Source organism: Nitratireductor sp. ATLC21 (genome assembly GCF_057196525.1).
This window is the reverse complement of sequence record NZ_JBXUOU010000005.1, coordinates 129387-156275: the sequence shown is the minus strand read 5'-3', so window position 1 is coordinate 156275 and position 26889 is coordinate 129387. Positions and strand designations below refer to the sequence as shown.

Annotated in this window: 27 protein-coding genes and 1 tRNA gene; 17 read left to right on the top strand and 11 right to left on the bottom strand. The window is 57.9% G+C overall.

Annotated features, from left to right (window positions below):
* Window positions 1-42: 42 nt before the first annotated feature.
* Genes AC2CHD_RS20145 through AC2CHD_RS20130 form a run of 4 tightly spaced genes read right to left on the bottom strand, consistent with a single transcriptional unit; the run spans window position 43 to window position 2490 of the window.
* Window positions 43-807 (bottom strand): rhomboid family intramembrane serine protease, encoded by a 765-nt coding sequence (locus AC2CHD_RS20145; protein ID WP_484555066.1) that lies wholly within the window; start codon window positions 805-807, stop codon window positions 43-45.
* Between the two features lie 40 nt (window positions 808-847).
* Window positions 848-1429 (bottom strand): cob(I)yrinic acid a,c-diamide adenosyltransferase, encoded by a 582-nt coding sequence (locus tag AC2CHD_RS20140; protein WP_484555065.1) that lies wholly within the window; start codon window positions 1427-1429, stop codon window positions 848-850.
* A gap of 8 nt (window positions 1430-1437) precedes the next feature.
* Window positions 1438-1638 carry a twin transmembrane helix small protein gene (locus AC2CHD_RS20135; protein WP_007008808.1) on the bottom strand — a complete coding sequence of 67 codons (201 nt, stop codon included), beginning with the start codon at window positions 1636-1638 and terminating at the stop codon, window positions 1438-1440.
* Between the two features lie 18 nt (window positions 1639-1656).
* Window positions 1657-2490, bottom strand: a complete 834-nt coding sequence (locus tag AC2CHD_RS20130) for an SDR family oxidoreductase (RefSeq protein WP_484555064.1) — start codon at window positions 2488-2490, stop codon at window positions 1657-1659.
* Window positions 2491-2562: 72 nt separating this feature from the next.
* Here AC2CHD_RS20130 and AC2CHD_RS20125 point away from each other — a divergent pair, with 72 nt between their 5' ends.
* Window positions 2563-3444 carry a YihY/virulence factor BrkB family protein gene (locus AC2CHD_RS20125; RefSeq protein ID WP_484555063.1) on the top strand — a complete coding sequence of 294 codons (882 nt, stop codon included), beginning with the start codon at window positions 2563-2565 and terminating at the stop codon, window positions 3442-3444.
* On the opposite strand, the gene AC2CHD_RS20120 is transcribed toward AC2CHD_RS20125, so the two are convergent.
* Window positions 3408-4313 carry a DMT family transporter gene (locus AC2CHD_RS20120; protein ID WP_484555062.1) on the bottom strand — a complete coding sequence of 302 codons (906 nt, stop codon included), beginning with the start codon at window positions 4311-4313 and terminating at the stop codon, window positions 3408-3410. The genes AC2CHD_RS20125 and AC2CHD_RS20120 overlap by 37 nt on opposite strands.
* Window positions 4314-4443: 130 nt before the next feature.
* On the opposite strand from AC2CHD_RS20120, the gene AC2CHD_RS20115 reads away from it, so the two are divergent.
* Complete coding sequence (locus AC2CHD_RS20115) at window positions 4444-4734, top strand: hypothetical protein (protein ID WP_229450031.1); 291 nt, start codon at window positions 4444-4446, stop codon at window positions 4732-4734.
* On the opposite strand, the gene gluQRS is transcribed toward AC2CHD_RS20115, so the two are convergent.
* The gene (gene gluQRS, locus AC2CHD_RS20110; RefSeq protein WP_484555061.1) at window positions 4718-5608 is read right to left on the bottom strand and encodes a tRNA glutamyl-Q(34) synthetase GluQRS; all 891 of its coding nucleotides are present in this window, start codon (window positions 5606-5608) and stop codon (window positions 4718-4720) included. The genes AC2CHD_RS20115 and gluQRS overlap by 17 nt on opposite strands.
* An 88-nt stretch (window positions 5609-5696) precedes the next feature.
* On the opposite strand from gluQRS, the gene AC2CHD_RS20105 reads away from it, so the two are divergent.
* Together AC2CHD_RS20105 and AC2CHD_RS20100 are read left to right on the top strand one after the other, a co-directional pair.
* Entirely contained in the window at window positions 5697-6344 is a 648-nt protein-coding gene (locus tag AC2CHD_RS20105) for a DNA-3-methyladenine glycosylase family protein (protein ID WP_484555060.1), read from the top strand.
* 129 nt (window positions 6345-6473) lie between these two features.
* The gene (locus AC2CHD_RS20100; protein WP_223021645.1) at window positions 6474-7031 is read left to right on the top strand and encodes an HNH endonuclease; all 558 of its coding nucleotides are present in this window, start codon (window positions 6474-6476) and stop codon (window positions 7029-7031) included.
* Window positions 7032-7073: 42 nt separating this feature from the next.
* Here the strand turns inward: AC2CHD_RS20100 and AC2CHD_RS20095 are convergent, their stop codons facing one another.
* Window positions 7074-7580, bottom strand: coding sequence for a disulfide bond formation protein B (locus tag AC2CHD_RS20095; RefSeq protein ID WP_229450028.1), 507 nt, complete (start codon window positions 7578-7580; stop codon window positions 7074-7076).
* A 9-nt stretch (window positions 7581-7589) separates the two neighbouring features.
* A complete protein-coding gene (locus AC2CHD_RS20090; RefSeq protein WP_484555059.1) occupies window positions 7590-8171 on the bottom strand; it encodes a YqaA family protein in 582 nt (193 codons plus the stop codon).
* A 157-nt stretch (window positions 8172-8328) separates the two neighbouring features.
* On the opposite strand from AC2CHD_RS20090, the gene AC2CHD_RS20085 reads away from it, so the two are divergent.
* Window positions 8329-8413, top strand: a tRNA-Leu gene (locus tag AC2CHD_RS20085).
* A 187-nt stretch (window positions 8414-8600) separates the two neighbouring features.
* On the opposite strand, the gene AC2CHD_RS20080 is transcribed toward AC2CHD_RS20085, so the two are convergent.
* The 3 genes from AC2CHD_RS20080 to AC2CHD_RS20070 are packed head-to-tail and all read right to left on the bottom strand — an operon-like array spanning window position 8601 to window position 11727.
* On the bottom strand, window positions 8601-9824 hold the full coding sequence (locus AC2CHD_RS20080; protein WP_484555058.1) for a threonine synthase: 1224 nt from the start codon (window positions 9822-9824) through the stop codon (window positions 8601-8603).
* Complete coding sequence (locus tag AC2CHD_RS20075) at window positions 9821-10594, bottom strand: creatininase family protein (RefSeq protein ID WP_229449971.1); 774 nt, start codon at window positions 10592-10594, stop codon at window positions 9821-9823. The genes AC2CHD_RS20080 and AC2CHD_RS20075 overlap by 4 nt, the downstream gene beginning before the upstream one ends.
* Complete coding sequence (locus AC2CHD_RS20070) at window positions 10591-11727, bottom strand: amidohydrolase/deacetylase family metallohydrolase (RefSeq protein ID WP_229449970.1); 1137 nt, start codon at window positions 11725-11727, stop codon at window positions 10591-10593. Before AC2CHD_RS20070 ends, AC2CHD_RS20075 begins: the two co-directional genes overlap by 4 nt.
* Before the next feature lie 201 nt (window positions 11728-11928).
* Here AC2CHD_RS20070 and AC2CHD_RS20065 point away from each other — a divergent pair, with 201 nt between their 5' ends.
* The 12 genes from AC2CHD_RS20065 (at window position 11929) to AC2CHD_RS20010 (ending at window position 26864) form a co-directional block, all read left to right on the top strand.
* Entirely contained in the window at window positions 11929-12807 is an 879-nt protein-coding gene (locus AC2CHD_RS20065; RefSeq protein ID WP_229449969.1) for a MurR/RpiR family transcriptional regulator, read from the top strand.
* A gap of 36 nt (window positions 12808-12843) precedes the next feature.
* Window positions 12844-13347: a TRAP transporter small permease gene (locus AC2CHD_RS20060; protein WP_255663924.1), complete on the top strand. Its 504-nt coding sequence runs from the start codon at window positions 12844-12846 to the stop codon at window positions 13345-13347.
* 3 nt (window positions 13348-13350) lie between these two features.
* Complete coding sequence (locus tag AC2CHD_RS20055; RefSeq protein ID WP_229449967.1) at window positions 13351-14631, top strand: TRAP transporter large permease; 1281 nt, start codon at window positions 13351-13353, stop codon at window positions 14629-14631.
* Entirely contained in the window at window positions 14613-15725 is a 1113-nt protein-coding gene (locus AC2CHD_RS20050; protein WP_484555057.1) for a TRAP transporter substrate-binding protein, read from the top strand. The genes AC2CHD_RS20055 and AC2CHD_RS20050 overlap by 19 nt, the downstream gene beginning before the upstream one ends.
* Window positions 15726-15974: 249 nt before the next feature.
* The gene (locus tag AC2CHD_RS20045) at window positions 15975-16826 is read left to right on the top strand and encodes a helix-turn-helix domain-containing protein (protein WP_484555056.1); all 852 of its coding nucleotides are present in this window, start codon (window positions 15975-15977) and stop codon (window positions 16824-16826) included.
* Window positions 16827-16926: 100 nt separating this feature from the next.
* Entirely contained in the window at window positions 16927-19890 is a 2964-nt protein-coding gene (locus AC2CHD_RS20040) for a xanthine dehydrogenase family protein molybdopterin-binding subunit (RefSeq protein ID WP_484555055.1), read from the top strand.
* Window positions 19887-20714 carry an FAD binding domain-containing protein gene (locus AC2CHD_RS20035; RefSeq protein ID WP_484555054.1) on the top strand — a complete coding sequence of 276 codons (828 nt, stop codon included), beginning with the start codon at window positions 19887-19889 and terminating at the stop codon, window positions 20712-20714. The genes AC2CHD_RS20040 and AC2CHD_RS20035 overlap by 4 nt, the downstream gene beginning before the upstream one ends.
* Window positions 20702-21214, top strand: a complete 513-nt coding sequence (locus AC2CHD_RS20030) for a (2Fe-2S)-binding protein (RefSeq protein WP_484555053.1) — start codon at window positions 20702-20704, stop codon at window positions 21212-21214. The genes AC2CHD_RS20035 and AC2CHD_RS20030 overlap by 13 nt, the downstream gene beginning before the upstream one ends.
* On the top strand, window positions 21207-22736 hold the full coding sequence (locus AC2CHD_RS20025; RefSeq protein ID WP_484555052.1) for an AMP-binding protein: 1530 nt from the start codon (window positions 21207-21209) through the stop codon (window positions 22734-22736). The genes AC2CHD_RS20030 and AC2CHD_RS20025 overlap by 8 nt, the downstream gene beginning before the upstream one ends.
* Window positions 22737-22760: 24 nt before the next feature.
* Window positions 22761-23567, top strand: coding sequence for an enoyl-CoA hydratase/isomerase family protein (locus AC2CHD_RS20020; protein WP_484555051.1), 807 nt, complete (start codon window positions 22761-22763; stop codon window positions 23565-23567).
* 172 nt (window positions 23568-23739) lie between these two features.
* Window positions 23740-24921: a benzoate/H(+) symporter BenE family transporter gene (locus AC2CHD_RS20015; protein ID WP_484555050.1), complete on the top strand. Its 1182-nt coding sequence runs from the start codon at window positions 23740-23742 to the stop codon at window positions 24919-24921.
* Between the two features lie 317 nt (window positions 24922-25238).
* Complete coding sequence (locus AC2CHD_RS20010) at window positions 25239-26864, top strand: AMP-binding protein (RefSeq protein ID WP_484555049.1); 1626 nt, start codon at window positions 25239-25241, stop codon at window positions 26862-26864.
* Window positions 26865-26889 lie beyond the last annotated feature (25 nt).

Sequence of the window (26889 nt, the reverse complement as noted above, 5' to 3'; positions counted from 1 at the left end):
TAGAGAGGCCTGACGTTCACGTCAATATGCAGAAATGTCCTATTACCGGCCCCAGCGCGGCTGCTCGGTTTCCAGAGGGCGCGCAACATCCGGCTTTTCAAGCTCCACCGCCCGCGGTTTCTCCAAACGCTTGTCAAACAGGGGCACATCCCTGCGCCGCAGGATGACCACGAGGGCCGCCCCGGCGAGAATGCCTCCCGCATGAGCCGCCCAGGAAATCTGATTTTCCGTATCGATCATCAACATCAAGAACTGGAAACCGATCCACAACGCGAGAAGGATGAAGGCCGGAACGCGAATGGGAATGCGCGCGAAAGCCAGCACCCAGACTTTCACCCGAGGATGCAGGATCAGATAGGCAGCAACAATACCGGCAATGGAACCGGAAGCGCCAATGAGCGGCGCATTGGAATCCGGCGCGATGAAGCCGTGCATATAAGCTCCCGCAACCGCACAGGCGAGGTAGAAAATCAGATACCGGAAATGCCCCAGCGCATCCTCGACATTGTCGCCAAACACCCACAAAAACAGCATATTGCCGCCCAGATGCAGCAAATCGCCATGCAGGAATGAATAGGTGATGTAGGTGAGCGGTTCCGGAACCAGATCAAGCTCTGGCGGAAGGACCGCCAGATCATTGGAAACGGACGGGATATAGCCCAGCCCAAGCGCAGCGGCAAAGGCAAAATCCGTGCCTCCCACCGCCGTCACCAGATAGGCGATCACGTTGACCGCTATGATTGCCAGCGTGACATATTGCCGTTTGATGTGCCGCAGGCTGTTGGCATCGTGCAACGGTATGAACATCGGAGCCCTCTTTGCGGGCCCCGATCCCGGCCCGAATATCTCAGCGGTTTTGCCCGGGCACCCATAGCACGTCTAGCGCACCATTGTCATTGACGGCGCGTGAAGCAACGAACAGGAAATCGGAGAGGCGGTTGATGTAGCGCATGGCCGCATCACTGACGATCTCACCTTCGACTGTGCGCAACTCCACCATCAGCCTCTCGGCACGTCGCGAGACAGTGCGCGCGAGATGGAGTGCAGCAGCAGCGGGCTTGCCACCGGGCAGCACGAAAGAGCGCAACGGCGCCAGCTCGGCATTCAGGGCATCAATATCGGCTTCCAGCCGGTCCACCTGGCTCTGCACGATCCGCAAAGGCTCGTAGCCCAGCGCCTCGCCGGTATCGGGTGTCGAAAGGTCAGCTCCCAGATCGAAGAGATCATTCTGGATGCGCGCCAGCATCGCGTCGATGCGCGGCTCCGATTCTGCCAGATGAACACGTGCCATGCCGATACAGGCATTTGCCTCATCGACCGTGCCATAGGACGCAACCCTGAGGTCGGATTTCAGGCGGCGCTCACGCGAGCCGAGACCCGTTGTCCCGTCATCGCCCGTGCGCGTGTAAATCTTGTTCAGCTTGACCACGGAGCGCCTCAGCCGCCTTTGGAACGCGCGTAGTAAAGCGCAAGTACGACAAAGACGATGGCAACAGCCTGCAGGATAACGCGAGCCTGCATAAGCTTGTTCGACGTGTTGGCCGAGCCGCCACGCATCATGTTCATGAGACCGCGAATGAGGACGATAACGACCGCCATCATCACAAGGATGGAGAGGATATTGAAGACTGTGGACATCGCGGCTTTCTTTTTGTTTCAGCCCTGGTTCGACAGGAAGCGATACAACATGCGCGCCGGAAGCAGCCGTTTCAATGCGACACCGATACGCGCCGGCGTGGTTACCACATAGTGCGGCCTTGGGCGCGGGGAAAGGAGCGCGTGCGAAAGTCGCGCATAGACCGCGTCCGGCCCGAGCTTGAACCGCGACTTCACCCCGCCTTGTCTCAAACGTGCAAGCTGACCTTCATAGGCGTCCCGATGCGCGGAGTTTTCGTGATCGATATAGCGCTCGAACCACGGGAGTCCGTTGCTTGCAATTCTGGACTCGATGGGCCCCGGTTCAATCAGGGAAACGTGAATGCCCGACCCTTCAAGCTCCGCGCGCTGGCACAGCATCAATCCTTCGAGTGCATGCTTGGAGGCAGCGTAAGCACCACGGTACTTTATAGGAATGAGCCCCAGGATCGACGAGCAATGAACAATGCGACCATGCCCCTGCCGCCGCATCACTGGAACGAGGCGCTGCGTAAGATCGTGCCAGCCGAAAACATTGACCTCGAACTGGTGACGCAGCGCTTCCACAGGAAGATCTTCCACGGCCCCAGCCTGGGCATAGGCTCCGTTGTTGAAAAGAGCATCGAGTGAACCGCCGGTGCGATCGAGCACATCATCCACGAGCGCTATGATCGATTCAGGCTCCGAGTAATCGAGGTAGAAGGCGTCTATCCCCATCTTTTCAAGGGCTTGACGATCTTCCGGTCTGCGCGCCGTTGCAAAAACGCGCCAGCCATCTCTGCGCAGGGCCTCGGCACACCATGCGCCTATGCCAGAAGAGGCTCCGGTAATCAGGATCGTCCGGTCACTAACCATGAAATTCCCGTCAGCACTTGTCTATAAGCGTCCCGGTTTCACATATTGGCCTGAGCGAAACAACCAAAAGCAATGTCGACAGCCACGAAGGGAAGCGCAGTGCGCGGATTGAAAGCCACCAGACGTATCATCGGCGATGCGCTCGGCCACTTCAACACGGATGACGGCTGGGCCATGTCCAGTCACGTCGCCATCTCGGCGCTGATGGCGCTGTTCCCGTTTCTGATATTTGCCACTGCCCTGGCAAGTTTCCTTGGCGCAGACTCTTTTTCGCAACAGGCGGTCGATCTGATTTTCGATACCTGGCCCAAGGAAGTTGCCGAGCCGATTGCAAGAGAAGTTCACAATGTGCTCGGTGTGCGCCGCAGCGATGTGCTGACCTTCGGTGTCGTATTGGCCGGCGTTTTCGCCTCCAATGGAGTGGAGGCGCTTCGCCTGTCTCTCAATCGCGCCTACCGGGTCAGCGAAAAACGCTCGATCTTCCGCCTGCGCGCGCAAAGCCTGTTTTTCGTGCTCGTTGCAACGGTCGGCTTTCTTGCCATCAGCATCCTGCTCGTCATCGCGCCGATCGCCCTGCGCATCGCCGCCAACAATTTGGAGTGGATTGCCCCTTATGTCGGCACCATCACGTTCTGGCGCTATGTGATCGCGCTGACCGTGCTCATTCTTGCGCTGATATCAGTACATCTTTGGCTGCCAGCCGGTCGGCGCAGCCTGTGGGACGTGCTGCCCGGTGTTGCGTTCACACTCCTGGGATCCTTTGTCGGATCAAGCCTTTTTGCAGCCTATCTCGGGCGCTTCGGCAGCTACGCCAGCACCTATGCCGGTCTCGCATCCATCATGATCGCCGTGGTGTTTCTCTACATCATTTCCGCCGTATTCATTCTCGGCGGAGAATTGAACGCCTCGATCAAACGCTACCGCGAAGCGCGAGCGGTCGCTGGGGCCGGCTGACGAACTGAACGCCGCGTCGCGAGCGCCACGCCGAAAGTCGTGATCGCCATACCTACAAGCTGCACAGGCGTCAGTGTCTCGTCAAACAGGAACCATGCCATCAGCGCCGTGACAGCGGGCACGAGATAGAAGAGCGATGCGACCCGCGCCACCTCCCCTTCTCGAATGAGGATCATCAGAAGGAAGATCGCACCCAGCGACAGCACGAAAACCAGCCACGCCATGGCAAAGACCAGTTCACCGTTGAGCACGAAGTGCTGCGTTTCGAACAATAGCGAGACCAGAAACGTGACAGCCCAACCGCCGACATATTGATAAAGCGTGACTGTTACCAGATCAGCAGTCGCCACGAAACGCTTCTGCCAGACGGTGCCAACGCTCATGGCGATCACCGCCACAACGGCCGCACCAATGGTCGCGACCGTCACACCGCCACTGATCGAGCCGAATTTTGGGGAAAGGACTGTCACCACACCGACCAGCCCCACCACAAGGCCAAGCCAGTGCTTTCCTGTCACCTTCTCGCCGAGAAACAGACCTGCAATGACCGCAGTCAGCATCGGCTGAAGCCCAACGATGAGGCCGGCGAAGCCAGCCGGGAGACCGTTGCGCACTGCCCAGAAGACGCCTCCGAGATAAACGCCATGCATCAGAACGCCTGCTATTGAGGCGTGAAATGCATTGCGTGGGCCAATCGCCTTTGGCTTCACAAGGGGAATGATCAACAGAAGAACGCCAAAGGTCAGAGCAAACCGGATCCACAGGAATGTGAAGGGTTCCGCCCATGGCATCGCATAACGCGCCCCGATGAAACCGGTCGCCCAGAGGACGACGAACAAGGCCGGGATCGCCCTCGTAAGATCTTTCATCGGATGTGTCCCTGAATGCGAAAGCTCGAATCAACCGCGGCTTTAACAGCCCCCATGCCAGCAAGGAAAGCGAAACATTTCCATCTTAGGATCAATAGAAGTGATCCATGGCGCCGCCGGGAGTACGCAAATGTTGATGAAACTGGACACCAGCTGGCTGATCTTTGCCCTCGTGGCTGTCACGATGATCGCCTACCTTCTGTCGCTCGGTCTCAACGCGGCTCTGAAAGATGACGGGTTCGGTGCGATGGGCACCGCCATGATTATAGCCACCGCATTCTTCGGAACCGTCTATCTGGCCAACCGGAACGGGATTCGTTTCTCAAGTCTCACCGAAGGTGCACTCGCCGGTCTGGGTGGTGCTTTCGCGGTGCTTCTGATCCTGGTCGTGGCCAAGGCGCTTCTTAGGCGGCTGAGCTAGGCACCCCGATCATACGCGCAATGTCATCCGGCGTCGCGCCGCTGTCGCGCAATGCGGCAAGGCTGGTGTCGCCACGGCTCTTCGAGAGCTTGCGACCGTCATCGTCAAGAATGAGGTCATGGTGGTGGTAGCGCGGCACCGGCAGACCCAAAAGTTCCTGAAGCACACGATGCACGCCAGTTGCGTGGAACAGATCGCGCCCACGCACCACATGTGTGATGCCCTGCAGCGCATCGTCGACCACCACCGATAGATGATAACTTGCCGGGATTTCCTTTCGCGCAACCACCACATCGCCCCATGTCTCGGGCCTTGCAGGTATCAGGCCTGTCTCCCCTTCGGGTCCCTGCCCCGTCTCCTCCCAACAAAGCGTGGTTCCGACATGCGCGATGGCCGCTGCCATATCGAGCCGCCATGCAAAAGGCGCGCCCTCGTCAATCAGAGCCTGACGCTCCCGTGAGCTCATATGGCGGTCCTCTCCAGGATAGACCGGCGCTCCGTCCGGATCGCGCGGCCAACGCTCGCCAATAGCTTCGTGCTCGGCGATGCGCGCCCGCACCTCTCCCCGGGTCATGAACGCCGGATAGACGAGCTCTGCATCGATCAGTCGATCAAGCGCGGCACGATAATCGTCAAAATGATCCGATTGTCGGCGCACCGGCACCTCCCAGTGAAGTCCCAACCAGGCCAGATCACGCAACACGCCATGCTCCAATTCGGGTGTGCAGCGGGTCACGTCGATATCTTCCATTCGCAGAAGAAAGCGTCCGCCCGCCTCCCGAGCCATGTCCCGGTTCAGGAGTGCCGAATAGGCATGACCAAGATGGAGTTGACCATTTGGGCTCGGTGCGAACCGAAAGACCGGTCGTGTCATGAGTGATGCTTGAATCGGGTTGCGGTCAGCATGTGACGATTGCTACGGCTTTCTTTCGCGCACGGCAAGGACAGGCCACACCAATACGATGAAACGCATAGAGACTGATGCGGATATCTTGCGAGCCGTTGAGAGCCTTGTCGCACTCGACCCCCGCCTTCAGCCCGTGCGCGACCTTGCTGGTGATATTCCTCTGCGGCGCACGGAGCCCGGCTTTGCGAGTCTTGTTTCCATTGTCATATCCCAACAGGTTTCGCGTGCCAGCGCCGACGCCATCGAGGCGCGACTACACGGTTTGATCGACCCGCTCACGCCAGCCTCGATTGCCGCAGCAGGCGAAGCGCCCCTGATCGTCGCCGGTCTTTCCCGCGCCAAGCAGCGTACCATTGTAGCTCTCGCGCGGGCTGTTCTGGAGCATGGTCTCGATCTTGAAACACTCTGCGCACTTGAAGCCGAGGAAGCTGTCGACCGCCTCACGGCGATCCATGGAATTGGCCCATGGACAGCTCAGGTCTATCTTCTTGTCTGCGCTGGTCATCCTGATGTGTTTCCGGCTGGCGACGTGGCTTTGCAGGCTGCCGTGGCCGATGCCTTGTCTCTGCCGGATCGGCCCGATGCGAAAGGCCTGGCGAGGCTTGCCGAATCATGGGCGCCGCTTCGCGCCGTCGCCGCCCGCCTGTTTTGGGCCTATTATCGCCAGATGAAGGGGCAGGAAGCAGCGCCCTTGCCGCGTTAGAAGAAAAAAACTGCGAAAATCCAGATGTTTGACGTGTCATAAAGCAAAATATGCGCTTCACATTCCTGTCACGGCAGGCTTACAGTATCCGCATCGATCGACTTGGCCAGTTGAAGGAGCTTCAAGGACGTGACGATCGCGGCTTCGCCAGACAGCATGCCTGCTCTGGTGCTGAATGCGGACTACAGACCGCTCAGTTACTATCCCTTGTCACTGTGGTCGTGGCAGGATGCCATCAAGGCAGTCTTCCTCGACCGGGTCAACATTGTTGCCGAATACGACCAGCAGGTTTCATCCCCATCTTTCAAGATGCGGCTGCCGAGCGTGATCAGCCTCAAAACCTATGTAAAACCGTCGCGTTACCCTGCGTTTACGCGTTTCAACGTGTTTCTGCGCGACCGTTTTCAGTGCCAGTATTGCGGCACCCGCGAAGACCTGACCTTCGACCATGTCATTCCCCGCCGCCTCGGTGGCGTCACATCCTGGGAAAATGTCGTCGCGGCCTGTTCGCCCTGCAATCTAAAAAAGGGTGGCGTCATGCCCTCCCGTGCAAAGATGTGGCCGCAGCAAAAGCCCTTCCGGCCCACCGTGCAGGACCTGCACAACAATGGCCGACTTTTCCCGCCCAACTATCTCCATGAAAGCTGGATGGATTATCTCTACTGGGATGTCGAGCTCGAGCCCTAATAGAGAGCGAGCCACCTAAAACCTTCCAGGAAGAATGAAGCACTAGCGCTTGAATGCCGCCCGCAGTGCCACGAAGGCCCAAAGTGCGCTCGCAAGCACGTTCCAGCCGGCAAATGAGAGCCCCAGAAAACGGCCTGCGGCTTCGCTGCAGGATGGGGGAATCACCGCATTCAACTGGTCGAGCAGATTGCCTCCAAGGTTCTGGCTGGACGCGCCGGCACCGCAATCGGCCGGGCCTTCCCACCATTTCCACTCTACCCCGGAATGATAAACCCCAAGCGCCATTCCATAGAGCATCAACGCACCACCGATCAGCAACAGCCCGCGCGTGATGAGCGGAGGCGCCTTCAGCCATGAAGCCAGAACCGCAAGCAGCATCAGCGGCACGCCAATATAGTAGGGCGTACGTTGCTCAAGACACAGCATGCAGGGAAGGTAGCCACCAATATGCTCGAAGCCGAGCGCTGTGCCCACGGTTGCGGCCAAACCGAAAAAAAGCAAGCCGGCACTCAGGGTTTGTGTGGCACCGGTGGGAGCGGTCAGGGACATTGGGGGCCTCTAGAATACATAGCGGATGGCAACGAAGCCGCCGATCAGCAAAACCATGAAAAGGGTGAAAAGAAGGCCAAGGTTCTTCTCTATAAACGTCCGGATCGGGGCGCCAAACTTGTAGAGGAGCCAGGAGACCAGAAAGAATCGAAGGCCGCGACCGAGAATCGAGACGACCACGAAGACCGCAAGGTTGAGCCCAGTAGCGCCTGAAAAAATGGTCAACACCTTGTAGGGGAATGGTGTGACGGCAGCGAAAAGCACCCCCCAGCCACCCCATTCATTGTACCAGCCGGCCACTTGTTCAAATGCATTTTCCTTGCCGTAGAAGGCCAGGATCGGCTGCCCGACCGTTTCGTAAAGAAAGGCGCCGATTGCATATCCGAGAAGCGCACCAAGAACGGAACTCACGGTGCAGATCAACGCATAACGAAGCCATCTTGCGCGCTCCGAAAGCACCATTGGGATCAACAGAACATCGGGCGGGATGGGAAAGACCGAACTTTCAATGAAAGACACGGAGCCGAGCGCCTTCTCCGCATGCCGTGTGGCAGCGAGCGACATGGTCCAGTCATAGAGTTTGCGAAGCATGGAGGGCCCTCGATGAGGTGTTTTGTCTAACCGCTGGCGCCCCCTGGCGCAACGGCGATGGTGAAAGAGGTGACAAGCGTGAGGATTTGCGACGTGAAGTGTTGACGCAAGCCCGCTTCCCCGTATAGTCCGCAACCTGTTCGTCCGTTCGCGGCGGGCCCCTGTGGCGGAATTGGTAGACGCGCTCGACTCAAAATCGAGTTCCGCAAGGAGTGCTGGTTCGAGTCCGGCCAGGGGCACCAAGACATACTCCCTGTGAAATCGCCCCCCTGTAAAATCGTCTGTTCTTCTCCGTTCGCAAGAAACGGCTCGGCTGGGGAAAATTCGGTTGCTTGAGCCGCGACAGACCGGCACCAGACCAAGCAGCGGTTTTTCCGCTGAACATCCTTTTTACAGATGCCGCACAGCGTGAAAGAGTGACAGCACCTGTTATCCAGCCATGGGTGACGGCTGGTCAACCAGGCGAGCAAGAGCCGAGAAGTCGGCCTTTATAGGCGCCGTATCAATTGCCACGTCGACCCAGCTTAGATCCTTCAGACCGTGGCCGGTGACGACGGCCACTATGCGGTCGTTTTCCTTCACAAGGCCCTTTCGGCGCAGCTGCCCGAGGGCCGCTATCGGTACGGCTCCACTGGGCTCAGCCAGTATCCCTTCCATCTGCGAGAGGTCGCGGAGGCCCTGAAGGATATCAGGATCGTCCACTGCAAACGCAGCACCTTTGAAACGCTTGATCCACGAAAGGGTGTAGTCGCCGTCGCGTTCGTAACCCGCCAAGGTGTCATTGAGTGCAGATGCTATCGTGGTTTGGTGCTCCCATGGCTTGACGCTGCTGCCACTTTGGAAAGCTTGCACGATGGGTGCGCACCTGCTTGCCTGTATGGCGATAGGCCGCGGGACTGTTGCAAGGTGGCCTGCTTCGAGCAGCCGCTGGAAGCCCTTCATGATACCGCCCAGCAGCGGACCGCTCGAAATTGGGAGCAGCAAAACATCTGCCTCAAGATGTGCGATCTCGTAGGCGAGCGTCGCATAGGCATCAACCCCATAGGGGTTATGATATGTGGTGGTGAGATTGACCCAGTCCCGTTCGCGCGCCAGCTTGTCGGCCAGGCGGCAACAGTCGCTCGTATTACCCTCGACTTTGACGAGTCGTGCTCCCGTGGCAGCGATCTGACGCAGTTTCGCCTCAGGGGCAGAGGCCGGAACAAGAACGACAACCGGCAGACCGGCGCGCGCAGCATACGCCGCTGCAGAAGCACCGGCATTTCCGCTTGAAGACAGCACCAAACCCTTGCGTTGGTGCTGTCGTGCGAGTGAAGTGGCTAACGCAATCGCCCGATCTTTGAACGACGCCGTCGGAGATATGGAATCATTTTTGATCCACAGATCTGCGACACCCATCTTCCTGGCCAACCGTGGGCAGGCGAGGAGCGGTGAGCCTGCTTCGCCCAGCGAGATACGATTTTCCTCCGAGCAGTATGGAAGATGGTGAGCCCAATGCCATAGGCTGGTCGGTGCCGGATCGCGATCGGCCTGCGTATTGTCCGGCAGATGCAAATCGAGAATTCCGCCACAACTCGGGCAGGTGGACGGTACGGAGGTGATGTTGGTCTCCTCTCCACACTCAGTACAGGCAAGCCACTCCGAATGTCTCATTTTTCCACCTCGTGGATGCGCCGCAGATCCTGTACCAGCTGCTGGAGCTGAATTGTTACGGCCTCCGTGATGGCGCGACCTTTCTGGCGGGTGGCAAGAGCTGGTTCGCCGACAGTGCCCGTACCGCCTGATTTGTCCTTCATGCTGCGATAGAGCGATATGGGCGGGGCAGCCAACATGTCTTCCACAGTCCAACGCGTGGTTGGGCCTAAGCTGCGCTCTTCGATGCAGTGACGCCGAACACTTGCCGGGTCGGCCTCCATCATCAGCGACGTCTCGAACTCACACGCGTGATTGGCACCTCCCAATTCGCTTTCACGGATTTGTGCCAATGCTGGAGCCGCAAGAGTCCACCATGTCGCCAAAGCAATGCGGCACCCCTGCTCCTGGTGCCCAATCTGATCGACGAGAACTCTGCCAATCGCCTGATTCCCGCCATGGCTGTTGAAGATCAGCAGGGTGCGAAACCCATGAGCGATGACCGAGCGCAGAATGTCTCCTGCATAGGCAAGAAAGGTCTCGTGACGGACAGTCAGCGTCCCCACGAAATCCATGTGGTGATCGGAACAGCAAACCTGAACCTGCGGCAGGATCAGCATGTCGTTGCTGCAGCGTTGCTCCACGCTTTCCAGCAAATGCATACCGATCCTGCAGTCCGTGGAAAGGGGGAGATGCGGACCATGTTGCTCGACTGCTGCGATCGGCAGGATCACCACCGTATCACGATCCACCTGGTCGATCTCCGCCGTGGTGAGATCAGCCCATCTCATGCCGGGTGCCACCACCGGCCATTGAGCACGACGCCTGCCGCCTGGAGACGCTGGTTTGTGTGAAGGATTTCGCCTTCCACATCTTCAAGAGCAAACTCGCCCGAAGCAAGGGTAAGGATTGAGGCGTCTCCCACAGCTCCCTTCCGGAACGTACCAAGCTCGGGACGCTGAAGGACTTGGCCTGCTCTGACCGTGGACCTTTCGATGACCTCGCTCAACGGCATGCCAAGGCCCAGGAACTTGCTCATGGTCGTCAGCTGATCGTAGGCAGGCCCCTCGGTGCAAAATGCATGAACATCAGAGGAAATTGTATCAGGAGGGAAGCCAGCTTCCAGCATGGCTCGAGCCGTTTTGTAGGAGAAGGAGCCCATACCGTGCCCAATGTCGAAATAGACGCCTCGCTCCCGCGCTTCCAGAACCTCTGCCTTGACCCGCCCATTGCCCATGATTGGAGCGTTCGGAAACGGGCGAAAGCAATGTGTAAGCACATCACCTTTGCGCAGTTTCGAAACAACTGCTTCATATGAAGGCGGCGGTTCATCGATGTGGCACATGACAGGCAGCCCCACTTCGTCCGAAAGTCCAAGCGCCACGTCCAGAGGAGCTATGCCCTGTGGTCCGCTTGCATGCCGCCCAATTCGTACCTTGATACCGACGATGACGTCACGATTGGCTTCAATGACCTCCGCAGCGTGTTTGGGTGCCATCAGTCGGAAGTCATGGCTTTCGCCCACCATAATTTTCGTGTCGAAGCCGTAGATGCCCGCGAAGGAAACATGAAGGTAGACGAGAATGCGCGCATCGGCAGGCTCAATCACATGTCGGCGAAAGCCGGGGAAATTGCCAGGACCGGCGCTGCCCGTGTCCACGCAGGTGGTCACCGCACTGCTTCGGGCGAAATCATCGGCATCAATACCGAGTGACGTACCGCCCCAGTACACATGCGTATGAAGGTCAATGATTCCCGGCGTAACAATCTTCCCGGAAACGTCCCTGACTGATTGAGCTTGTGCCGCCAGATCGTCTCCCACCGCAGCCACTTTGCCGTCGGTAAAACCCACTTGCGTAACGCGGTCGAGGTTCTGTGAAGGATCGAGGACGCGACCACCTGCGAGTACTAGGTCGAACTTCATTGAACTGAATTCCTTGACGCCTGGAGGAGGAACTTATCGAGCTCTCTCATTCTAATAGGTATGAAATTTTCCAACATAATTGGATTTTATTGCGAAATATGTGGCAAATCTCTTGTGATATAATGTTGCTTTTTTTCATATCCGGTGTCAAGCTGACATCGAAAGGCTTGGGGATCGGAGCAATTTGCTGAGGGGCAGCGCTTGACCACCACTGACATCATCAACCGATTGCGGATCTGGGCGGCAGACGGCAGCAACGCTGAAAAGCGACTCGCTGAGATCGTATTGTCCGACATCGAGTACGCATCGAAGGCGTCGATTGCCGACCTCGCACTCCGTGCTGGCGTCAGTGAACCGACAGTCACCCGCTTCTGCCGCGCCCTCGGATGTGACGGTATCCGCGACTTCAAATTCAAATTGGCGCAAGTGCTCGCGATCGGTGGGGTTTATCTTTTTCCTGAGCCGCTCGTGCGTGACGAGCGCGATGCGCGGATCGTAGGCGCCATAGCGGATGGCGCAGCCAACGCGATGCAGCGCGTGCGCGATGCGATTGACATGAAAACCGTCAACGAGGTGGCGCAACATGTCGTTGATGCGGGCCAGGTCTATGTGTTCGGGTCTGGCGGCGTTTCTTCCATGGGTGCGGTCGAAATGCAGAACCGGCTTTTTCGACTGGGCGTACCGATCGTTGCCCATACCGATGGGCAAATGCAGCGCATGACTGCTGCCGTGTGCGACAAGCGTTCGCTCGTTTTCGCCATATCGGCCTCAGGTCAGGCAGCATCCATTATCGAGTCTGTTCGCGTCGCGCGCCAGTATGGCGCCCGTACCATCACCATAACGCACCCTGAATCTGTCTTGGCGAAAGAGGCTGAGGCTTGCCTGCCTTTCGTCATTCCTGCCGATACGCAGCTCTACAAGCCCACCTCGGGCCGATATGCGCTCCTCTTCCTGATTGATCTCATCGCGATGACCACAGCCGAGCTGATCGGGCCCAGCGTTCTTGAAAGCCTGCGACGCATCCGCGTGAGCCTCTCAAGTCTGAATACGAATGATCCGGGTCGGCCAATCGGCGATTAGCAGGAAGCGGAGGTAGGAGCCAATGGGAGGCGAACCATGATTAGACAGGTGGCGGGAGAGCTCAGCGAAAAATTGAATCGCTGCGTCGAGATCATCTTGATCGCATTGATGGCCGCTCTTGTCGTCAATGTGTGGATCGGGGTGGCTGACCGCTACTATTTCCATTGGCAATTCAACTGGCCGGAGCCTCTGGCGCGCTATCTGATGATATGGACGGTGCTGCTGGCGATTTCGAGCGGAATTGTCCGCCGTGAACACATAGGCTTGACGATCCTGATCGACCGGCTGCCGGTCTCCCTGCGCCGTACTGCGCTGCTATTGTCGGATCTTCTAGGAATCCTGTTGTTTGCATATCTCTTCTGGTTCGGCCTCGGTTTTGCTGCCGCGGGTTTGACACGCCAAGCCATGATCCTAGGGCTTTCCCTCGGTCCCGCCTACTCCGCCATTCCGGCGGCGGCAGGACTTGCCGCAATCCAGCTTCTTCTCGTCATGTTGCGCGATTTGGGTGAGCAGCGGGTCGAAGATCAGGCGGAGCTATAGTCCATGATCGTTGCAGCTATTTTCCTTGTTCTGTTGCTCCTTGGCACCCCCATCGGGTTCGCAATCGGTATTGCTGGACTTGCAGGCATGGTGGGGATGGGTGGCGCCCACTTTCTGGCGATGGGGCCAAGCCGCATGTTCAACAGCCTGGACATCTTCCCTTTCCTGGCAATGCCATTTTTCATACTCGCCGGCGAGATTATGAATCACATCGGCATCACCCAGCGTCTCATGCGGTTTGCCCACATTCTCGTTGGGCATTTCCGGGGAGGCCTGGCCCACGCCAACATGATCGCTTCCGTAATGTTTGCAGGCCTGACAGGCGCCGCGACCGCTGATGCTGCAGCATTCGGCAAGACCCTGGTGCCAGAGATGGTGCGCCAGGGTTATCGTCGGGACTATGCGTGCGCGGTCACGGCCGCAGGATCGATCATAGGACCAACCATCCCACCTTCGGGTATAATGGTGGTCTATGGATCACTGATGGGCGTATCCATCGGCGGTCTGTTTGCAGCCGGCATTCTCCCCGGCTTGATTATCTGCATCGTCTGCATGGCCGTTATCGCGCTCGGCGCCACGCGCAACAATCTGCCTAAGGCCGAAAAGCGAGCAAGCCTCCGCGAAATTGCCCGCAGCTTCTTCCACTCGATCGCTGCGCTGGCCATGCCCTTTATCATTCTCGGCGGCATACTGGGCGGCATCGTGACGCCGACTGAAGCCGCTTCGATTGCCGTCGCCTATGCATTGCTTCTGGGGGTCTTCGTCTATCGCAACATTACGATTCAAGCATTGTGCAACATGCTTCTGCGCACGGCCATCATCAGCGGCGTGATTTTTGTGATCATCGCTTTTGCGAGCCTGCTTGGATGGTGGATGAGCTTCAACCGAGTACCGCAGGAGATTGCGTCCGCGATACTCAGTTTCTCCGAAAATCCTTACATCATCATCCTGCTGATTATCTGCCTTCTGCTGCTTATCGGCATGGTCATGGACATAACGGCCATCCTTATCATTCTCACGCCCGTTCTCGTACCTATAACCAATCAGATTGGCCTTGAGCCGATCCATGCGGGGATCATCTTCATAATTGCACTGAACATCTCGCTGATGACGCCGCCCGTCGGCGCTTGCCTGTTCGTGCTGTCATCGGTGACCGGCGAGAAGCTGGAGCGCATTTCCATCAAGCTTTGGCCATTTCTCATCGCCGAGATTGCCGTTCTCGTCACGTTCGCATTCTGGGAGGACATGGCGTTGCTGGTGCCGCGGTGGTTGGGGTTCGCCTGAACCGCGCAAAGTTAAAATCAAAGAAAAAACCGAAGGAGTGGAATATGAAAAAAGTGCTCGCCCAAAGTTTTGCAGCCATCCTTGCTGCATCCGCTATGACAGTGACAGCCGGGGCACAGGAACATGTGCTGAAGCTCGCTCATGACAACAACCCGGACCCGTTCGATAATCCGGGTCATGCATGTGCAGCTGTGTTTGCAAACATCGTCAACTCCGACACGAACGGTGAGGTCGAGGTCGAAATCTATCCGAACGATCAGATCGGAACGAATGCCGAATCTGTCCAGATGGTCCGGGACGGAGTGATCCAGGCCACCATTTCATCGACAGGCTCACTCGCATCATACTATCCGAAAATCGATGTTTTGAACTTGCCGTTCGCGTTCTCGGACAATGCTGCAACCTACAAGGCCTTCGATGGAAAATTCGGCAAGGCATTAAAAGCCGACATCGAAAAGGAACTGGATGGGGTCAAGGTTCTGGCTTTCCCTGACACCGGGGGCTTTTTTGCGGTAACGACATCGACAAAACCGATCAACACGCTTGAGGATTTCGAAGGCGTGCGTTTGCGCACTATGACGCTTTCATCCCACCAAGTAATCATGAATGCTCTCGGTGCAGAGGCCTATCCGCTGGCTTGGGGTGAGGTCTATTCCGCACTGCAAACCGGCGTCATCGATGGACAGATGAATCCGGTGCCGATTATTTCGTTCTCCAATTTCTCCGAGGTACAGAAGCATCTCGCTCTCACCAACCATCTGTTTTCACCATACATCTTTCTGCTCTCGGAAAGCTTCTGGGATGGCCTGACCGAAGATCAGCAGAATGTTGTCCGGTATGCGGCACAGTCCTGTGTCGCCGCTTCGCGCGGCCTCGCCCGCATTATCGAAGCTTCCGATCGAGGCGTTGCAGGCCTGCGGGAGAAGATGGAAGTGACGGCTCTGACACCTGAGCAGCGGACGGCCATGCGCGAAGCGACTCAGCCTGCTTTTGAGAAGCACATCCAAACTGAGTACGGCGAAGATGCGGTTGCGCTGCTCGAGCTTTTCAAGGAAGAGGCAGCCAAAGCCAACCAATCCGACTATCTGAAGTAAGCTTTCTTCTTTGACCGAGGGGACGTCCGCGTATCGGCGGTCGTTCCCTCCTTCATACAGAGATTGTCAAAGCAGGCATCTGGTCCCGCTCGCCCCCCTCTCCTTCTCGGTCATGAACTCGACGCCTTGGTTGGCGTCCTACCGCCCATACCGCTGATCGCTCGAGTGAGACCTCCTGACCGCAGCGTGCCAAAGCGGCCCCGCCCGTGCGGTATTGTGTTTTCGATCACACCACGGCAGTTTAGTCCGATGTCTCATGCACTGCGCATAGCCAGGGGGCGCTTTGGGCGTGTCGCGCTTCTGGATATGGATCGCCCACTGGTGCGCCACGCGCATCCGCACTGCCACGTTCTTCTGAAGGTGGAGGGGGCGGACACGCAGTTTCAGGTCGGAGACAGGATTGCACGACTCACGCATGAAAGCGCAGTCCTGATCAATGCTTGGGAACCGCATGCGTATGAGCATGATACCGAGCAGCCGAAAACCGTAATTCTCGCTCTCTATATCGAGCCGCAATGGCTTGGGCTTTTCCGCCCCAACTGGGCTGTCAGCAATGCGCCCGATTTCTTCAACTGCTCCGTCGGCGCAATCACACAGGAAATCCGGCGCCTGACACAACTTTTGGCTTCCACCATGGTCCACGCGCCGCAAGATGAGCGCGTGCATGAGGATCTCCTTGGACGCTTGATGATTGCCGTCATTGAACGCTTCACCAGCTGGCGCGGCCTACCCAATTCGATCCGAAGTCTGGCCAACAGTCACCTGACCGATTTCCGGATTCAAAAAGCTGTGCGGCTCATTCAGCAGGCGCCGGGTGAGATAGGCGACATGAACATGCTGGCCCGCGATGTGGGATTGTCTCGGGCACACTTCTTCCGTCTTTTCGAGACCAACATGGGCGTCAGCCCCCGCGTTTTCTTGAATGTGCACCGACTGGAACACGCGGTAAACCAGATCGTGGAAAGCGATGAGACCTTCGCCGCAATTGGCGAAAAGCTCGGCTTTTCGGTGCCCGCTCATTTTTCGCGGTTTTTCCATGATCACGCTGGGTCCTCTCCCAGCGTTTTTCGCAGAGTCACCCGGTTGAACGAGCGAATTTGAGACTTCTGGGTAAGTTGTAAGACTTACCGGTATCGTCGTCTCGCCCTTCCTCGAGCATGAACTCTCCCAAGGACCGCCCTCTCGGGCGGGGGAGGAGAGCATGACGATCAATCTGCAGCGAGCCGGCCTCGTGGGCCGTTCAATGCCGCGTGTTGAAGATGCCGCGCTACTGACCGGACGCGGGCGCTATATCGACGACCTGCCGACCCGTCGTGACACGGCGCATATGGCAGTTCTGCGCTCGCCGCATGCTCACGCCGAAATTCGCTCCATCGATGTGTCTAAGGCCCTCGAAGTCGAAGGGGTCCATGCCGTCATTACAGGCGATGACGTGGCCGCCCTCACACGAAGCCTGACCGTTGGCGTCAAAGCCGATGTGGAATGCTGGCCTATCGCACGGGATCGGGTTCGCTATGTGGGTGAACCGGTAGCCCTGGTCGTCGCTGATACACGCTATATTGCCGAAGATGCTCTCGATCTCATCGCGGTCGAGTACGACATGCTGCCGGTGGTGATGGATCCAGAGGCCGCGCTTCAAGAGGATGCGGCGCTGTTGCATCCCTCGCTTGGCAGCAATTGTATTGCCGAGCGCAGCTTCCGCTATGGTGACCCCGAAAGCGCTTTTGCAGAAGCGAAACACCGCTTCGCAATCGACGTGTCCTATCCGCGCAACTCCTGCACGCCTATTGAGACCTATGGGGTCATTGCTGAGTACGACCCAGGTGAAGACGCCTACGATGTAACGGCAAACTTCCAGGGACCATTCTCGATCCATGCGGTTGTGGCACTGGCGCTAAAAGTGCCAGGCAATCGGATGCGCCTTAGAACGCCACCTGACTCAGGTGGTTCCTTCGGCGTCAAGCAAGGTGTTTTCGTGTATGCGATCCTTGCCGCTGTTGCCGCGCGCGTCTCCGGTCGACCTGTCAAATGGATTGAGGATCGGCTCGAGCATCTGATGGCTTCCGTATCTGCGACCAATCGTGCCACCCGGCTGGAAGCGGCCGTCGAGGCCGACGGCCGGATAACAGCGCTTCGTTGGGACCAGATAGAGGACTGCGGGGCGCATTTGCGCGCACCCGAGCCAGCAACCCTATACCGCATGCACGGGAACATGACGGGGGCCTACGCGATTGCCAACGTCGCCATTCGCAACCGTGTCGTGCTTACCAACAAGACGCCGACAGGCCTCAACCGCGGTTTTGGCGGCCCGCAAATCTACTACCCGCTGGAGCGGCTGATGCACCGCATCGCTGATGAGCTTGGGATCGATCGGCTGGAAGTTATCCGCCGTAATCTTGTCCCCTCCGACGCATTTCCCTACCGCACGGCCACCGGAGCGCTTCTGGATTCGGGAGACTATGCGGCTGCTCTCGATGCCGCACTCGCGAATGGCAATTTTGACGAACTGATCGAACGGCGCCGCCAAGCCCGCGCAGCCGGAAAACTCTACGGGATCGGGCTGGCTGCAGCTGTAGAGCCGAGCGTCTCCAATATGGGCTACATCACCACCGCCCTGACACCTGAGCAGCGCGCCAAGGCAGGACCGAAAAACGGTGCGCAGGCTGTCGCCACGATTTCCATCGATCCGCTTGGCGCAGTCACTGTCAAGGTCGCTTCGGTGCCACAGGGACAGGGGCATCGTACCGTGCTGGCGCAGGTCGTTGCTGAACGCCTTGGCATCCCTTTCAAGGCGGTGCGGGTGAACACCGAGCTGGATACCGCTCGGGACGCTTGGTCTATAGCGTCGGGGAATTATTCCAGCCGGTTTGCAGCGGCTGTCGCGGGCACGGCTCGTCTCGCAGCTGACCGTATCAGGGATCGCCTGGCTGAAATTGCCGCTGGCCAGCTTAATGTTGAAGCATCGCAGGTCGATTTTTTGAACGGGCGCATTTTTGATCGCTTGAATCCCGACAATTCGATTTCCTTCAATCGTGTCGCCGCCACCAGCCATTGGGCACCGGGTATGCTGCCTGAGGGCACTGATCACACGATCCAGGAGACCGTTTTCTGGACCCCCGAACAGCTCGAGGCTCCCACGTCAAAGGACGGCATCAACTCCTCACTTTGTCATGGTTTCATCTTCGATTTTTGCGGCATAGAGATCGATCCCGCTACAGGGGCAGTGCGCATCGACAAATATGTGACGATGCATGACTGCGGGCGTGTTCTCCATCCCGCCATGGTTGAGGGGCAGGTGCGTGGAGCCTTCGCGCAGGCTGTGGGAGCAGCCTTGTTCGAAGAATATGCCTATGGTCAGGACGGCTCCTTTTTGTCGGGGACACTTGCGGATTATCTCATCCCGACTGTCATGGAGGTCCCTGACCCGGTCATCCTTCACTATGAAAGCCCGTCGCCGTTCACACCGCTTGGCGCCAAGGGCGTGGGTGAAGGAAACTGCATGTCCACCCCGGTTTGCATCGCCAATGCAATTGCTGATGCCACGGGCGCGATCGATATCACTCTGCCCCTTTCGCCTGGCCGCATTGGCGATCTGATCTTCGGCGAAGAAAAACCCTCCTCACAGCCGCAGACCAGAACTCCCAACAAAAGCTCCTCAGGCCAGCGTCAGTTGACCGGACAGGGCAGCGCTACGGTATCTGCCAGCCGCCAGACTGTTTGGGACATGCTGCTGGACCCTGCCACCCTGGAGGCAATCATCCCCGGGGCGCATGGTGTGGAGCGGGTCAGTGCAACGCATTTCCGCGCCGATGTGACGCTCGGCGTCGGCCCCGTGAAAGGGCGTTACCGCGCTGAAATCAAGTTGTCTGACATGGTCGAACCTGAAGCGGTCACATTAAGCGGTTCCACCCAAGGTGCCTTGGGGTTCGGCAATGGGGTGGGACGCATCACACTGCGTGAAGCCGACGGCAAGACGATCGTTGGATACAGCTACGAAGCAGGCATAGGCGGCAAGGTCGCTTCCGTTGGCGGACGTCTTCTCGACGGCGCGGCACGAGTGGTTATTGGCCAGTTTTTCCAGGCTTTGGCGCGCCATGCAGGCGGCGGAGCGCCGCATGGTGGCTTGCTTTCCCGTTTGAAAGCACTTTTGGGAGGCCGTTCATGAAGCCGCCCGCTTTTGACTTTGTCAGACCAGAAGGGATGGAAGAGGTGCTCGAGACACTGCACCTCAGAAGCTCCGATGCGCGCATTATTGCGGGCGGTCAGTCGTTGGTGCCGATGTTGAACATGAGACTTGCTCGGCCCGGTGTCCTGGTTGACATCACTGGTCTTCGAAACCTTCAGAGCATCCACGAAGTGCGTGGGGAAGTGGTCATCGGTGCCGGCGTCCGCCAAGCCGAACTCGAGGCCTGGCCGCACCTGGGAAAGAAGTTACCTCTGCTTGCACAGGCGATCCGATGGATAGGACATGTGCAGACCCGCGCACGAGGGACGGTGTGTGGGTCCGTGGCACACGCAGATCCAAGCGCCGAGCTGCCGCTTGCCTTGATCGCGCTGAACGGTTCGGTGCGGCTCGCAAGCCAGAGGAGCAAGCGCACTGTCCCGGCGGCAGACTTCTTTCTGGGGATGATGTCCACGGCGATCGCCGAGGGCGAGATGATCGAAGCTGTAACCTTTCCGGTTGCTGAAAATGGAACAGGCTACGCTTTCCGTGAGATCGGCAGGCGTCATGGTGATTTTGCAATCGTTGCTTGCGCCGCTGTTGCAGATAGGACGGCAACCCGTCTTGCCATTGGAGGGGTGGACGACCATCCTCGACAGTTCGACCTTCCGCAGGAAAATGGTGATGAGCTTGATGACGCGCTCAACGATATCGCCTGGGCGCTGAACGCGCGTGACGACTTGCACGCGAGCGGGCGTTATCGGCGCGAACTTGTACGCCGGCTGGGTCGAGAAACCGTTTTGGAGGCCCGCTCATGCCGCAATTAGCTGCTGACACGAAACATCGCGTCGCCTTTCACCTCAATGGCAGAAAGGTGGAGGTGCTTGCCGAGAACCGGATGCTTCTCAGCGATCTTCTAAGACACGAACTGGGCGCAACAGGCACTCATGTGGGCTGCGAACACGGTGTTTGTGGTGCGTGCACCGTTCAGGTGGATGGTGCGCCCGTGCGCGCCTGTCTCATTCTTGCGGCTCAGATTGACGGGGCAGATGTGCGAACGGTCGAAGCGCTGACGCCGACCGCACAGCAGCTTTCGCCTCTGCAGGCTGCTTTTCGTGAAAAACATGGGCTGCAGTGCGGATTTTGCACACCCGGCATCCTGATGACGCTCGACGCGCTTCTAACCACGCGACCAGACGCCAGCGAGCAGGAAATCCGCGAACATTTGTCCGGGCATCTGTGTCGCTGCACCGGCTACGCGACGATCGTGGCCGCTGCTTTGGCGGCCGTGGAGGAAATGAGGAAGGAGCAAAAATACAATGCTTGATCTGGGGGCAAGTTTTCTGGCGAGCGTAAGCCGGGACCGGGATGCGTTGGCCATTGTTGATGGCGATATGCGGCTCACCTACTCCGAGTGGTATCGCAAGATTTCAGCGCTTGTGACCGGCTTTGATCAGCTTGGCCTGAAGCACGGCGATCACGTGGTCACTCTCATGATGAACCGCTGGGAGAACGCGTCACTGCATTGGGCCTGTCAATTCGCCGGTCTCATTGTCACGCCTCTGAACTGGCGTGCCAAGAGCGAAGAGGTGGATTATGCAATCAAGGACGCTGAAGCAAAAGCAGTCTTTTACGAGGATGTAACGCGCGAGGCGCTGGTTCAAACACCCTCGGCTTCTGGACTTAGCTGCATATCGACAGAAGAACTCGTCTCCATGATGGAGGCTGAAGCCCCTGACGCCGTGCCGCGTGCGGACGCCAATGACTGGTCGTTGATGCTGTACACTTCCGGCACCACGTCTCGGCCGAAAGGTGTGCCGCGCCGCCATCGTGTCGAACGTGCAGGGGCGGTCGCCCATGTGGCGCAGAACCTGTATCGGCATGGTGAGCGCACACTCGGAGTCATGCCGCTGTATCACACGATGGGTGTGCGCTCCCTTATCGCTTCTTCGCTAACAGGCGGTGCCTTCATTTGTCTTCCGCGCTTCGATGCCTCTCGTGCGATTGAACTGATCGAGGCTGAGGCGATTACAAATCTCTACCTGGTGCCGACGCTTTATCATGATCTCCTGCATGAGCCCACCTTTTCACCCGAACGAGTAAAAAGTGTCACCAAGCTCGGCTTTGCCGGCGCCTCAATGACCGACGGTCTTCTGAAGCGGCTCAATGAGGCGTTCAAACCCGAGCTTTTCGTCAATCATTACGGCTCCTCGGAAATTTACACCTTTACAATCGAGCAGAACGCGGTGGCAAAACCTGGCTCGGCGGGTCGCGCCGGGATCAACCAGATGATCCGTGTGGTCAAGCTCGGCGCGGACTCCCCGGAACAACATGCGGGTGTCGCAGAGGAAGGCGAGATCATCGCTTATCTGAAGGGTGATGAAGCTTTCGAAGGTTATTGGAACCGCCCCGATGCGGATGCAAAGGCACTGCGGGAGGGGTGGTATTTCACCGGCGATACCGGCTTCTTCGACGCGGACGGTGATCTGTTCGTTACGGGTCGCGTTGACGACATGATCATCACAGGCGGTGAGAATGTGTCACCAGTCGAGGTTGAGAGCTGCCTTTCTCTTCATGAGCAGGTGGCAGAGGTAGCCGTGGTCGGCCTACCTGATGAACGCTGGGGCAAACTTGTCACCGCCTTCGTCAAGCGCAAGGGAAGTGTTACCGCGGAAGAGCTGGATGAGCATTGCAAGACCTCCGGGCTTGCCAATTTCCGCCGCCCGCGGCGCATCGTCTTCGTTGATGAGATTCCAAAATCGCCGGTCGGAAAGATCCTGCGCCGCATGCTCGTTGCTGGGGAATACAGCGTCGAGCGCCCGCTGGATCACGACCGGTCCGTTCAATAGCAGACTTAAAAGGATCCCGATCAGATGGCTGAAACAATGAAATTCGCCGATCCGCGACTGGCCGAACTCGATGGCTTCGCAGTCAAGATCGATACTGCAACTCAGCGTGCGGACATTACGCTCGACCGACCACCGTACAACGTCGTCTCGATGGATCAGCGTGATCAGCTTCGTCTCGTTTTTGAAGCGCTGGACGCTGATGAGCGTGTACGTGTGATCGTTGTCGGTGGAGCCGGCGCACATTTCTCGTCAGGCGGCAATATTCGAGGCTTCCTGGAGGCATCTCCAGAGCACGTATCGCATCTGGCATGGAACATTGCCGCACCAGCACGCTGCTCAAAGCCCGTCATCGCCGCCAATCGCGGCTACTGTTTCGGAGTAGGTTTTGAGCTTTCGCTCGCATGCGATTTCCGAATTGCCAGCGAAACAACCCTCTACGCATTGCCGGAGCAGAAACTGGGCCAAATTCCGGGGTCAGGCGGCTCAGCTCGTCTGCAGAAAATGGTGGGCATAACCCGGACCAAGCACATCGTCATGCGTTCGAAGCGGATTAGCGGGCAACAGGCCTATGACTGGGGCATCGCAACGGAAGTTGTTCCCGATGCAGAGCTGGAAAGCGCCGTTGATGCTCTAGTCGAGGAACTGATCGCCTTCTCGCCCATCGCTCAGCGTACGGCAAAGAAACTGCTCAATGACACGGACGACGCAAACCTGTCGGTGGCTATCGAACTGGAGGGCCATTGCTACAGCCGTTTGCGCAATTCGGATGATTTCAGGGAAGGCGTCAACGCATTCCACGAGAAGCGCGCGCCGAACTTCATCGGCAGCTGACCGTCAGTATCCGCGTTTGGGAGCGGGCGGTCTGAAGGTCTGGAGTCGGGAGCATGCAAGACGTCAGCTCCCGATCAGCTAAAGGGAGGAAGTGAAAATGGAAAAACGACAGATTGTAGAATCGGGTCCAGGGGTCGCCAGCGGCATAAGGGACTTGCCTAAACATCTGAATTTGAAGACGGCAAGCGCCGGACTTGTGGCCGCGATTTTCGGATGCTCGGGGCCTGCCTTGATCGTCATCGGCGGCGCCAACAAAGCAGGTCTCAGCAACGGCCAGACAGTTGCCTGGTTGTTTGCGATCTATTTTCTTGGCGGGTTGATCAGCATATTCCTGGCTCTGAGATACAAGCAACCGGTGACGGGCGCGTATTCTATTCCGGGTGCAGCGCTTGTTGCCGGTTCTCTCGCCACTTTTTCGTTCGATCAGGCCATCGGCGCCTTCGTGATGTCAGGAATCATTGTCTTTCTTCTGGGGGTTAGCGGCCTGATTGGAAAGGTCATGCGCTGGCTGCCTATGCCCATAGTGATGGCAATGATTGCAGGTGCGTTGATCCGCTTTGCAACTGGTGCGGTGTCCGCGGTGGGGACAGCGCCGGTAATTGCCGGGGCAGCAATTATTGCCTTCTTTGTCTCAATGCGCTTCATCAAGGCGGTTCCGCCTGTTTTGGCAGCATTGGTGGTCGGATTGATCGCTGCCTTTGCAACGGGTTCAGTAGGCGGTGGAAGTGCCGAAATCGCCTTTGTGATGCCGGAGTTCACTGCACCAGCATTCACCCTTGATGCGTTTCTCGCTATATCCATTCCGCTCGCACTCCTGGTTATCGGTGCAGAAAATGCGCAGGCAACGGGTGTGCTCATGGCGGAAGGGTATCGCCCTCCCATCAACATGATGACAACGATTTCAGGACTTGGTGGAATCGCGGCGGGTTTTCTAGGTGGCCATAATGCGAACATTGCCGGCCCGATGACAGCCATCTGCTCCTCGGAACAGGCAGGCGAGAACAAGGAAGGGCGTTACGCTGCGACGGTGGTGAACGGCGTTCTCTTCGGCGCCTTCGGCCTGATCGCCGGAGCTGCGGTTCCAGTGGTCATGTCATTGCCTGGTGCGTTGATTGGCACCGTTGCCGGTCTTGCAATGATCGGCGTTCTCCTGGCGGCTTTTCAGAATGCTTTTGGCCGCACACTCGGAAATCAGACTGGTGCATTTGTTGCTCTGGCAGTGGCGATGTCAAACATCTCTATACTGGGAATCAGTGCTCCGTTCTGGGCACTCGTGGCGGGTGTCATTGTTTCCTTTATCGTGGAACGGGATGGTCTCCTGACCCGGGCAACGGCCCCTTCTGAAGCCGTTTAATCGCTATTCGGCGATAGCAACATGGGGTGTAATTTCTACACCCCATGTTTCCGCAGGTTAAATATCAACGGATTCTGGGAACTGCGCGCTGAACAATAAACAGCACACTTCCCAGTCTTGAAATACTCCTGGATGTACCCGAAAATCGCCGATCGGTTCAGCTCTAGGGCCCTCACACAGTCCTAACCCGACGGTATGCGGTTAGGGCACGCTATGATCGCCCGTGTATAAGGTTGGTAAAGACATGCGGGCACGGCCAGGAGCATCACTTTCCCTGAAGCATTGCGGCGCAGGACAGGGACAAGATCAGCACGGCCATGCTTGAACCGCGCGAAAGCTATCGGCAGCTTTACGATGGGTTCCGCTGGAGCATCCCCCAGACTTTCAACATCGGTGTCGCAATCTCGAACGCATGGGCTCTGCGGGAGCCTGAGCGTATTGCGCTCTTCGAGCATCGCGAGAATGCCTGCCCTGCAACGCTGACTTATGGAGAGCTCGCAACGCTATCGGATAGCCTCGCGCTCGGGTTGGCAAAGACCGGGATAAGGCGGGGAGACCGGGTAGCACTTCTGTTACCGCAGTCGTTCGAAACTGCAATCGCCCATGCTGCCATCTACAAGCTGGGCGCTATTGCCGTACCCCTCGCCCTTCTTTTTGGCCCGGAAGCTCTCGAATATCGACTTTTCAGCGCAGGAGCGGCAGCCGTCATCACGACCAGCGACGGGCTTGCTAAAATCGCCCGCATACGCGATCGGCTACCGGCACTGCAATTGGTCATCTGCGTCGAAGACGCAGGCGGCGGAGCGGAAGACTTACACAAGCTGATTACAGATAATTCCGGTCCCTTTGCCGCTGCCGACACCGGCCCTGACGACCCGGCCATGATGATCTTCACCTCCGGCACCACCGGCCCGCCGAAAGGCGCCCTCCACGGACATCGTGTTCTGCTCGGACACCTGCCCGGCGTCCAGTTTCACCACGAATTCCTCCCCCAGACCCACGACCGTATGTGGACGCCTGCTGATTGGGCCTGGGCCGGCGGTCTTCTCAATATCCTCTTACCCGGGCTCTATCTCGGAACGCCGGTTGTTGCGGGTCGGTTCGAAAAATTCGACCCTCAAACAGCGCTCGGTCTCATGGAAAGAATGAAAGTACGCAACGCCTTCATCCCTCCGACCGCGCTGCGCATGCTGAAGGCGGTCTCAGGGATTCGGAAACGTTTCGACCTATCGTTGCGCACCATCGGCTCTGGCGGAGAAGCCCTCGGGCGCGAAACCTTCGAGTGGGCCCGTGGCGAACTGGGGCTTCGCATCAACGAGTTCTACGGACAGACCGAATGCAATCTGGTCCTCTCATCTTGTCATACGCTGGGAATTGGCAAACCCGGTGCCATCGGCCTGCCCGTGCCCGGCCATCGCGTCGAAATCATCGACGACCAAGGCAGACCGGTTCGCAATGGGGAGCCCGGCGATATTGCCGTTCTGCGTCCAGATCCAGTTATGTTTCTCGGGTACTGGGAAAACGACACCGCCACCCGTGAAAAATTCGTCGGAGAGTGGATGACCACCGGAGACCAGGGCATTCGCGACGAAGAAGGTTATATCCATTTCGTCGGGCGCGACGACGACGTCATCACATCGGCTGGATACCGCATCGGGCCGACCGAGATCGAAGACTGCCTGACCGCTCATCCAAAGGTGGCGTTGGCTGCAGCCGTAGGCAAGCCTGACCCCGTGCGCACGGAGATCGTCAAGGCCTACATCGTTCTTCACGAAGGCATAGAGCCCAGCGACGCGTTGGCGGACGAAATTCGCCTGTGGGTCCGGGAGCGTCTTTCAGCCCATGAATACCCCCGAGAGATCGCCTTTGTGGAATCCATGCCTTTGACCACCACTGGCAAGGTGATCCGGCGCCTGTTCCGGGAGCGCGCGAGAAACGAATAGCCGCCCGAGCACTTTTGGGGCGCGC

What these genes read in the sequence shown, in the direction of transcription:
- AC2CHD_RS20135 (WP_007008808.1), bottom strand. Translation starts at nt 1,638, where the DNA reads ATGTCCACAGTCTTCAATATCCTCTCCATCCTTGTGATGATGGCGGTC.
- AC2CHD_RS20115 (WP_229450031.1), top strand. Translation starts at nt 4,444, where the DNA reads ATGTTGATGAAACTGGACACCAGCTGGCTGATCTTTGCCCTCGTGGCT.
- AC2CHD_RS20080 (WP_484555058.1), bottom strand. Translation starts at nt 9,824, where the DNA reads ATGAGACATTCGGAGTGGCTTGCCTGTACTGAGTGTGGAGAGGAGACC.
- AC2CHD_RS20055 (WP_229449967.1), top strand. Translation starts at nt 13,351, where the DNA reads ATGATCGTTGCAGCTATTTTCCTTGTTCTGTTGCTCCTTGGCACCCCC.
- AC2CHD_RS20130 (WP_484555064.1), bottom strand. Translation starts at nt 2,490, where the DNA reads ATGGTTAGTGACCGGACGATCCTGATTACCGGAGCCTCTTCTGGCATA.
- AC2CHD_RS20145 (WP_484555066.1), bottom strand. Translation starts at nt 807, where the DNA reads ATGTTCATACCGTTGCACGATGCCAACAGCCTGCGGCACATCAAACGG.
- AC2CHD_RS20020 (WP_484555051.1), top strand. Translation starts at nt 22,761, where the DNA reads ATGGCTGAAACAATGAAATTCGCCGATCCGCGACTGGCCGAACTCGAT.
- gluQRS (WP_484555061.1), bottom strand. Translation starts at nt 5,608, where the DNA reads ATGACACGACCGGTCTTTCGGTTCGCACCGAGCCCAAATGGTCAACTC.
- AC2CHD_RS20040 (WP_484555055.1), top strand. Translation starts at nt 16,927, where the DNA reads ATGACGATCAATCTGCAGCGAGCCGGCCTCGTGGGCCGTTCAATGCCG.
- AC2CHD_RS20125 (WP_484555063.1), top strand. Translation starts at nt 2,563, where the DNA reads ATGTCGACAGCCACGAAGGGAAGCGCAGTGCGCGGATTGAAAGCCACC.
- AC2CHD_RS20025 (WP_484555052.1), top strand. Translation starts at nt 21,207, where the DNA reads ATGCTTGATCTGGGGGCAAGTTTTCTGGCGAGCGTAAGCCGGGACCGG.
- AC2CHD_RS20075 (WP_229449971.1), bottom strand. Translation starts at nt 10,594, where the DNA reads ATGAGATGGGCTGATCTCACCACGGCGGAGATCGACCAGGTGGATCGT.
- AC2CHD_RS20030 (WP_484555053.1), top strand. Translation starts at nt 20,702, where the DNA reads ATGCCGCAATTAGCTGCTGACACGAAACATCGCGTCGCCTTTCACCTC.
- AC2CHD_RS20095 (WP_229450028.1), bottom strand. Translation starts at nt 7,580, where the DNA reads ATGTCCCTGACCGCTCCCACCGGTGCCACACAAACCCTGAGTGCCGGC.
- AC2CHD_RS20010 (WP_484555049.1), top strand. Translation starts at nt 25,239, where the DNA reads ATGCTTGAACCGCGCGAAAGCTATCGGCAGCTTTACGATGGGTTCCGC.
- AC2CHD_RS20120 (WP_484555062.1), bottom strand. Translation starts at nt 4,313, where the DNA reads ATGAAAGATCTTACGAGGGCGATCCCGGCCTTGTTCGTCGTCCTCTGG.
- AC2CHD_RS20070 (WP_229449970.1), bottom strand. Translation starts at nt 11,727, where the DNA reads ATGAAGTTCGACCTAGTACTCGCAGGTGGTCGCGTCCTCGATCCTTCA.
- AC2CHD_RS20090 (WP_484555059.1), bottom strand. Translation starts at nt 8,171, where the DNA reads ATGCTTCGCAAACTCTATGACTGGACCATGTCGCTCGCTGCCACACGG.
- AC2CHD_RS20060 (WP_255663924.1), top strand. Translation starts at nt 12,844, where the DNA reads ATGATTAGACAGGTGGCGGGAGAGCTCAGCGAAAAATTGAATCGCTGC.
- AC2CHD_RS20045 (WP_484555056.1), top strand. Translation starts at nt 15,975, where the DNA reads ATGTCTCATGCACTGCGCATAGCCAGGGGGCGCTTTGGGCGTGTCGCG.
- AC2CHD_RS20105 (WP_484555060.1), top strand. Translation starts at nt 5,697, where the DNA reads ATGAAACGCATAGAGACTGATGCGGATATCTTGCGAGCCGTTGAGAGC.
- AC2CHD_RS20035 (WP_484555054.1), top strand. Translation starts at nt 19,887, where the DNA reads ATGAAGCCGCCCGCTTTTGACTTTGTCAGACCAGAAGGGATGGAAGAG.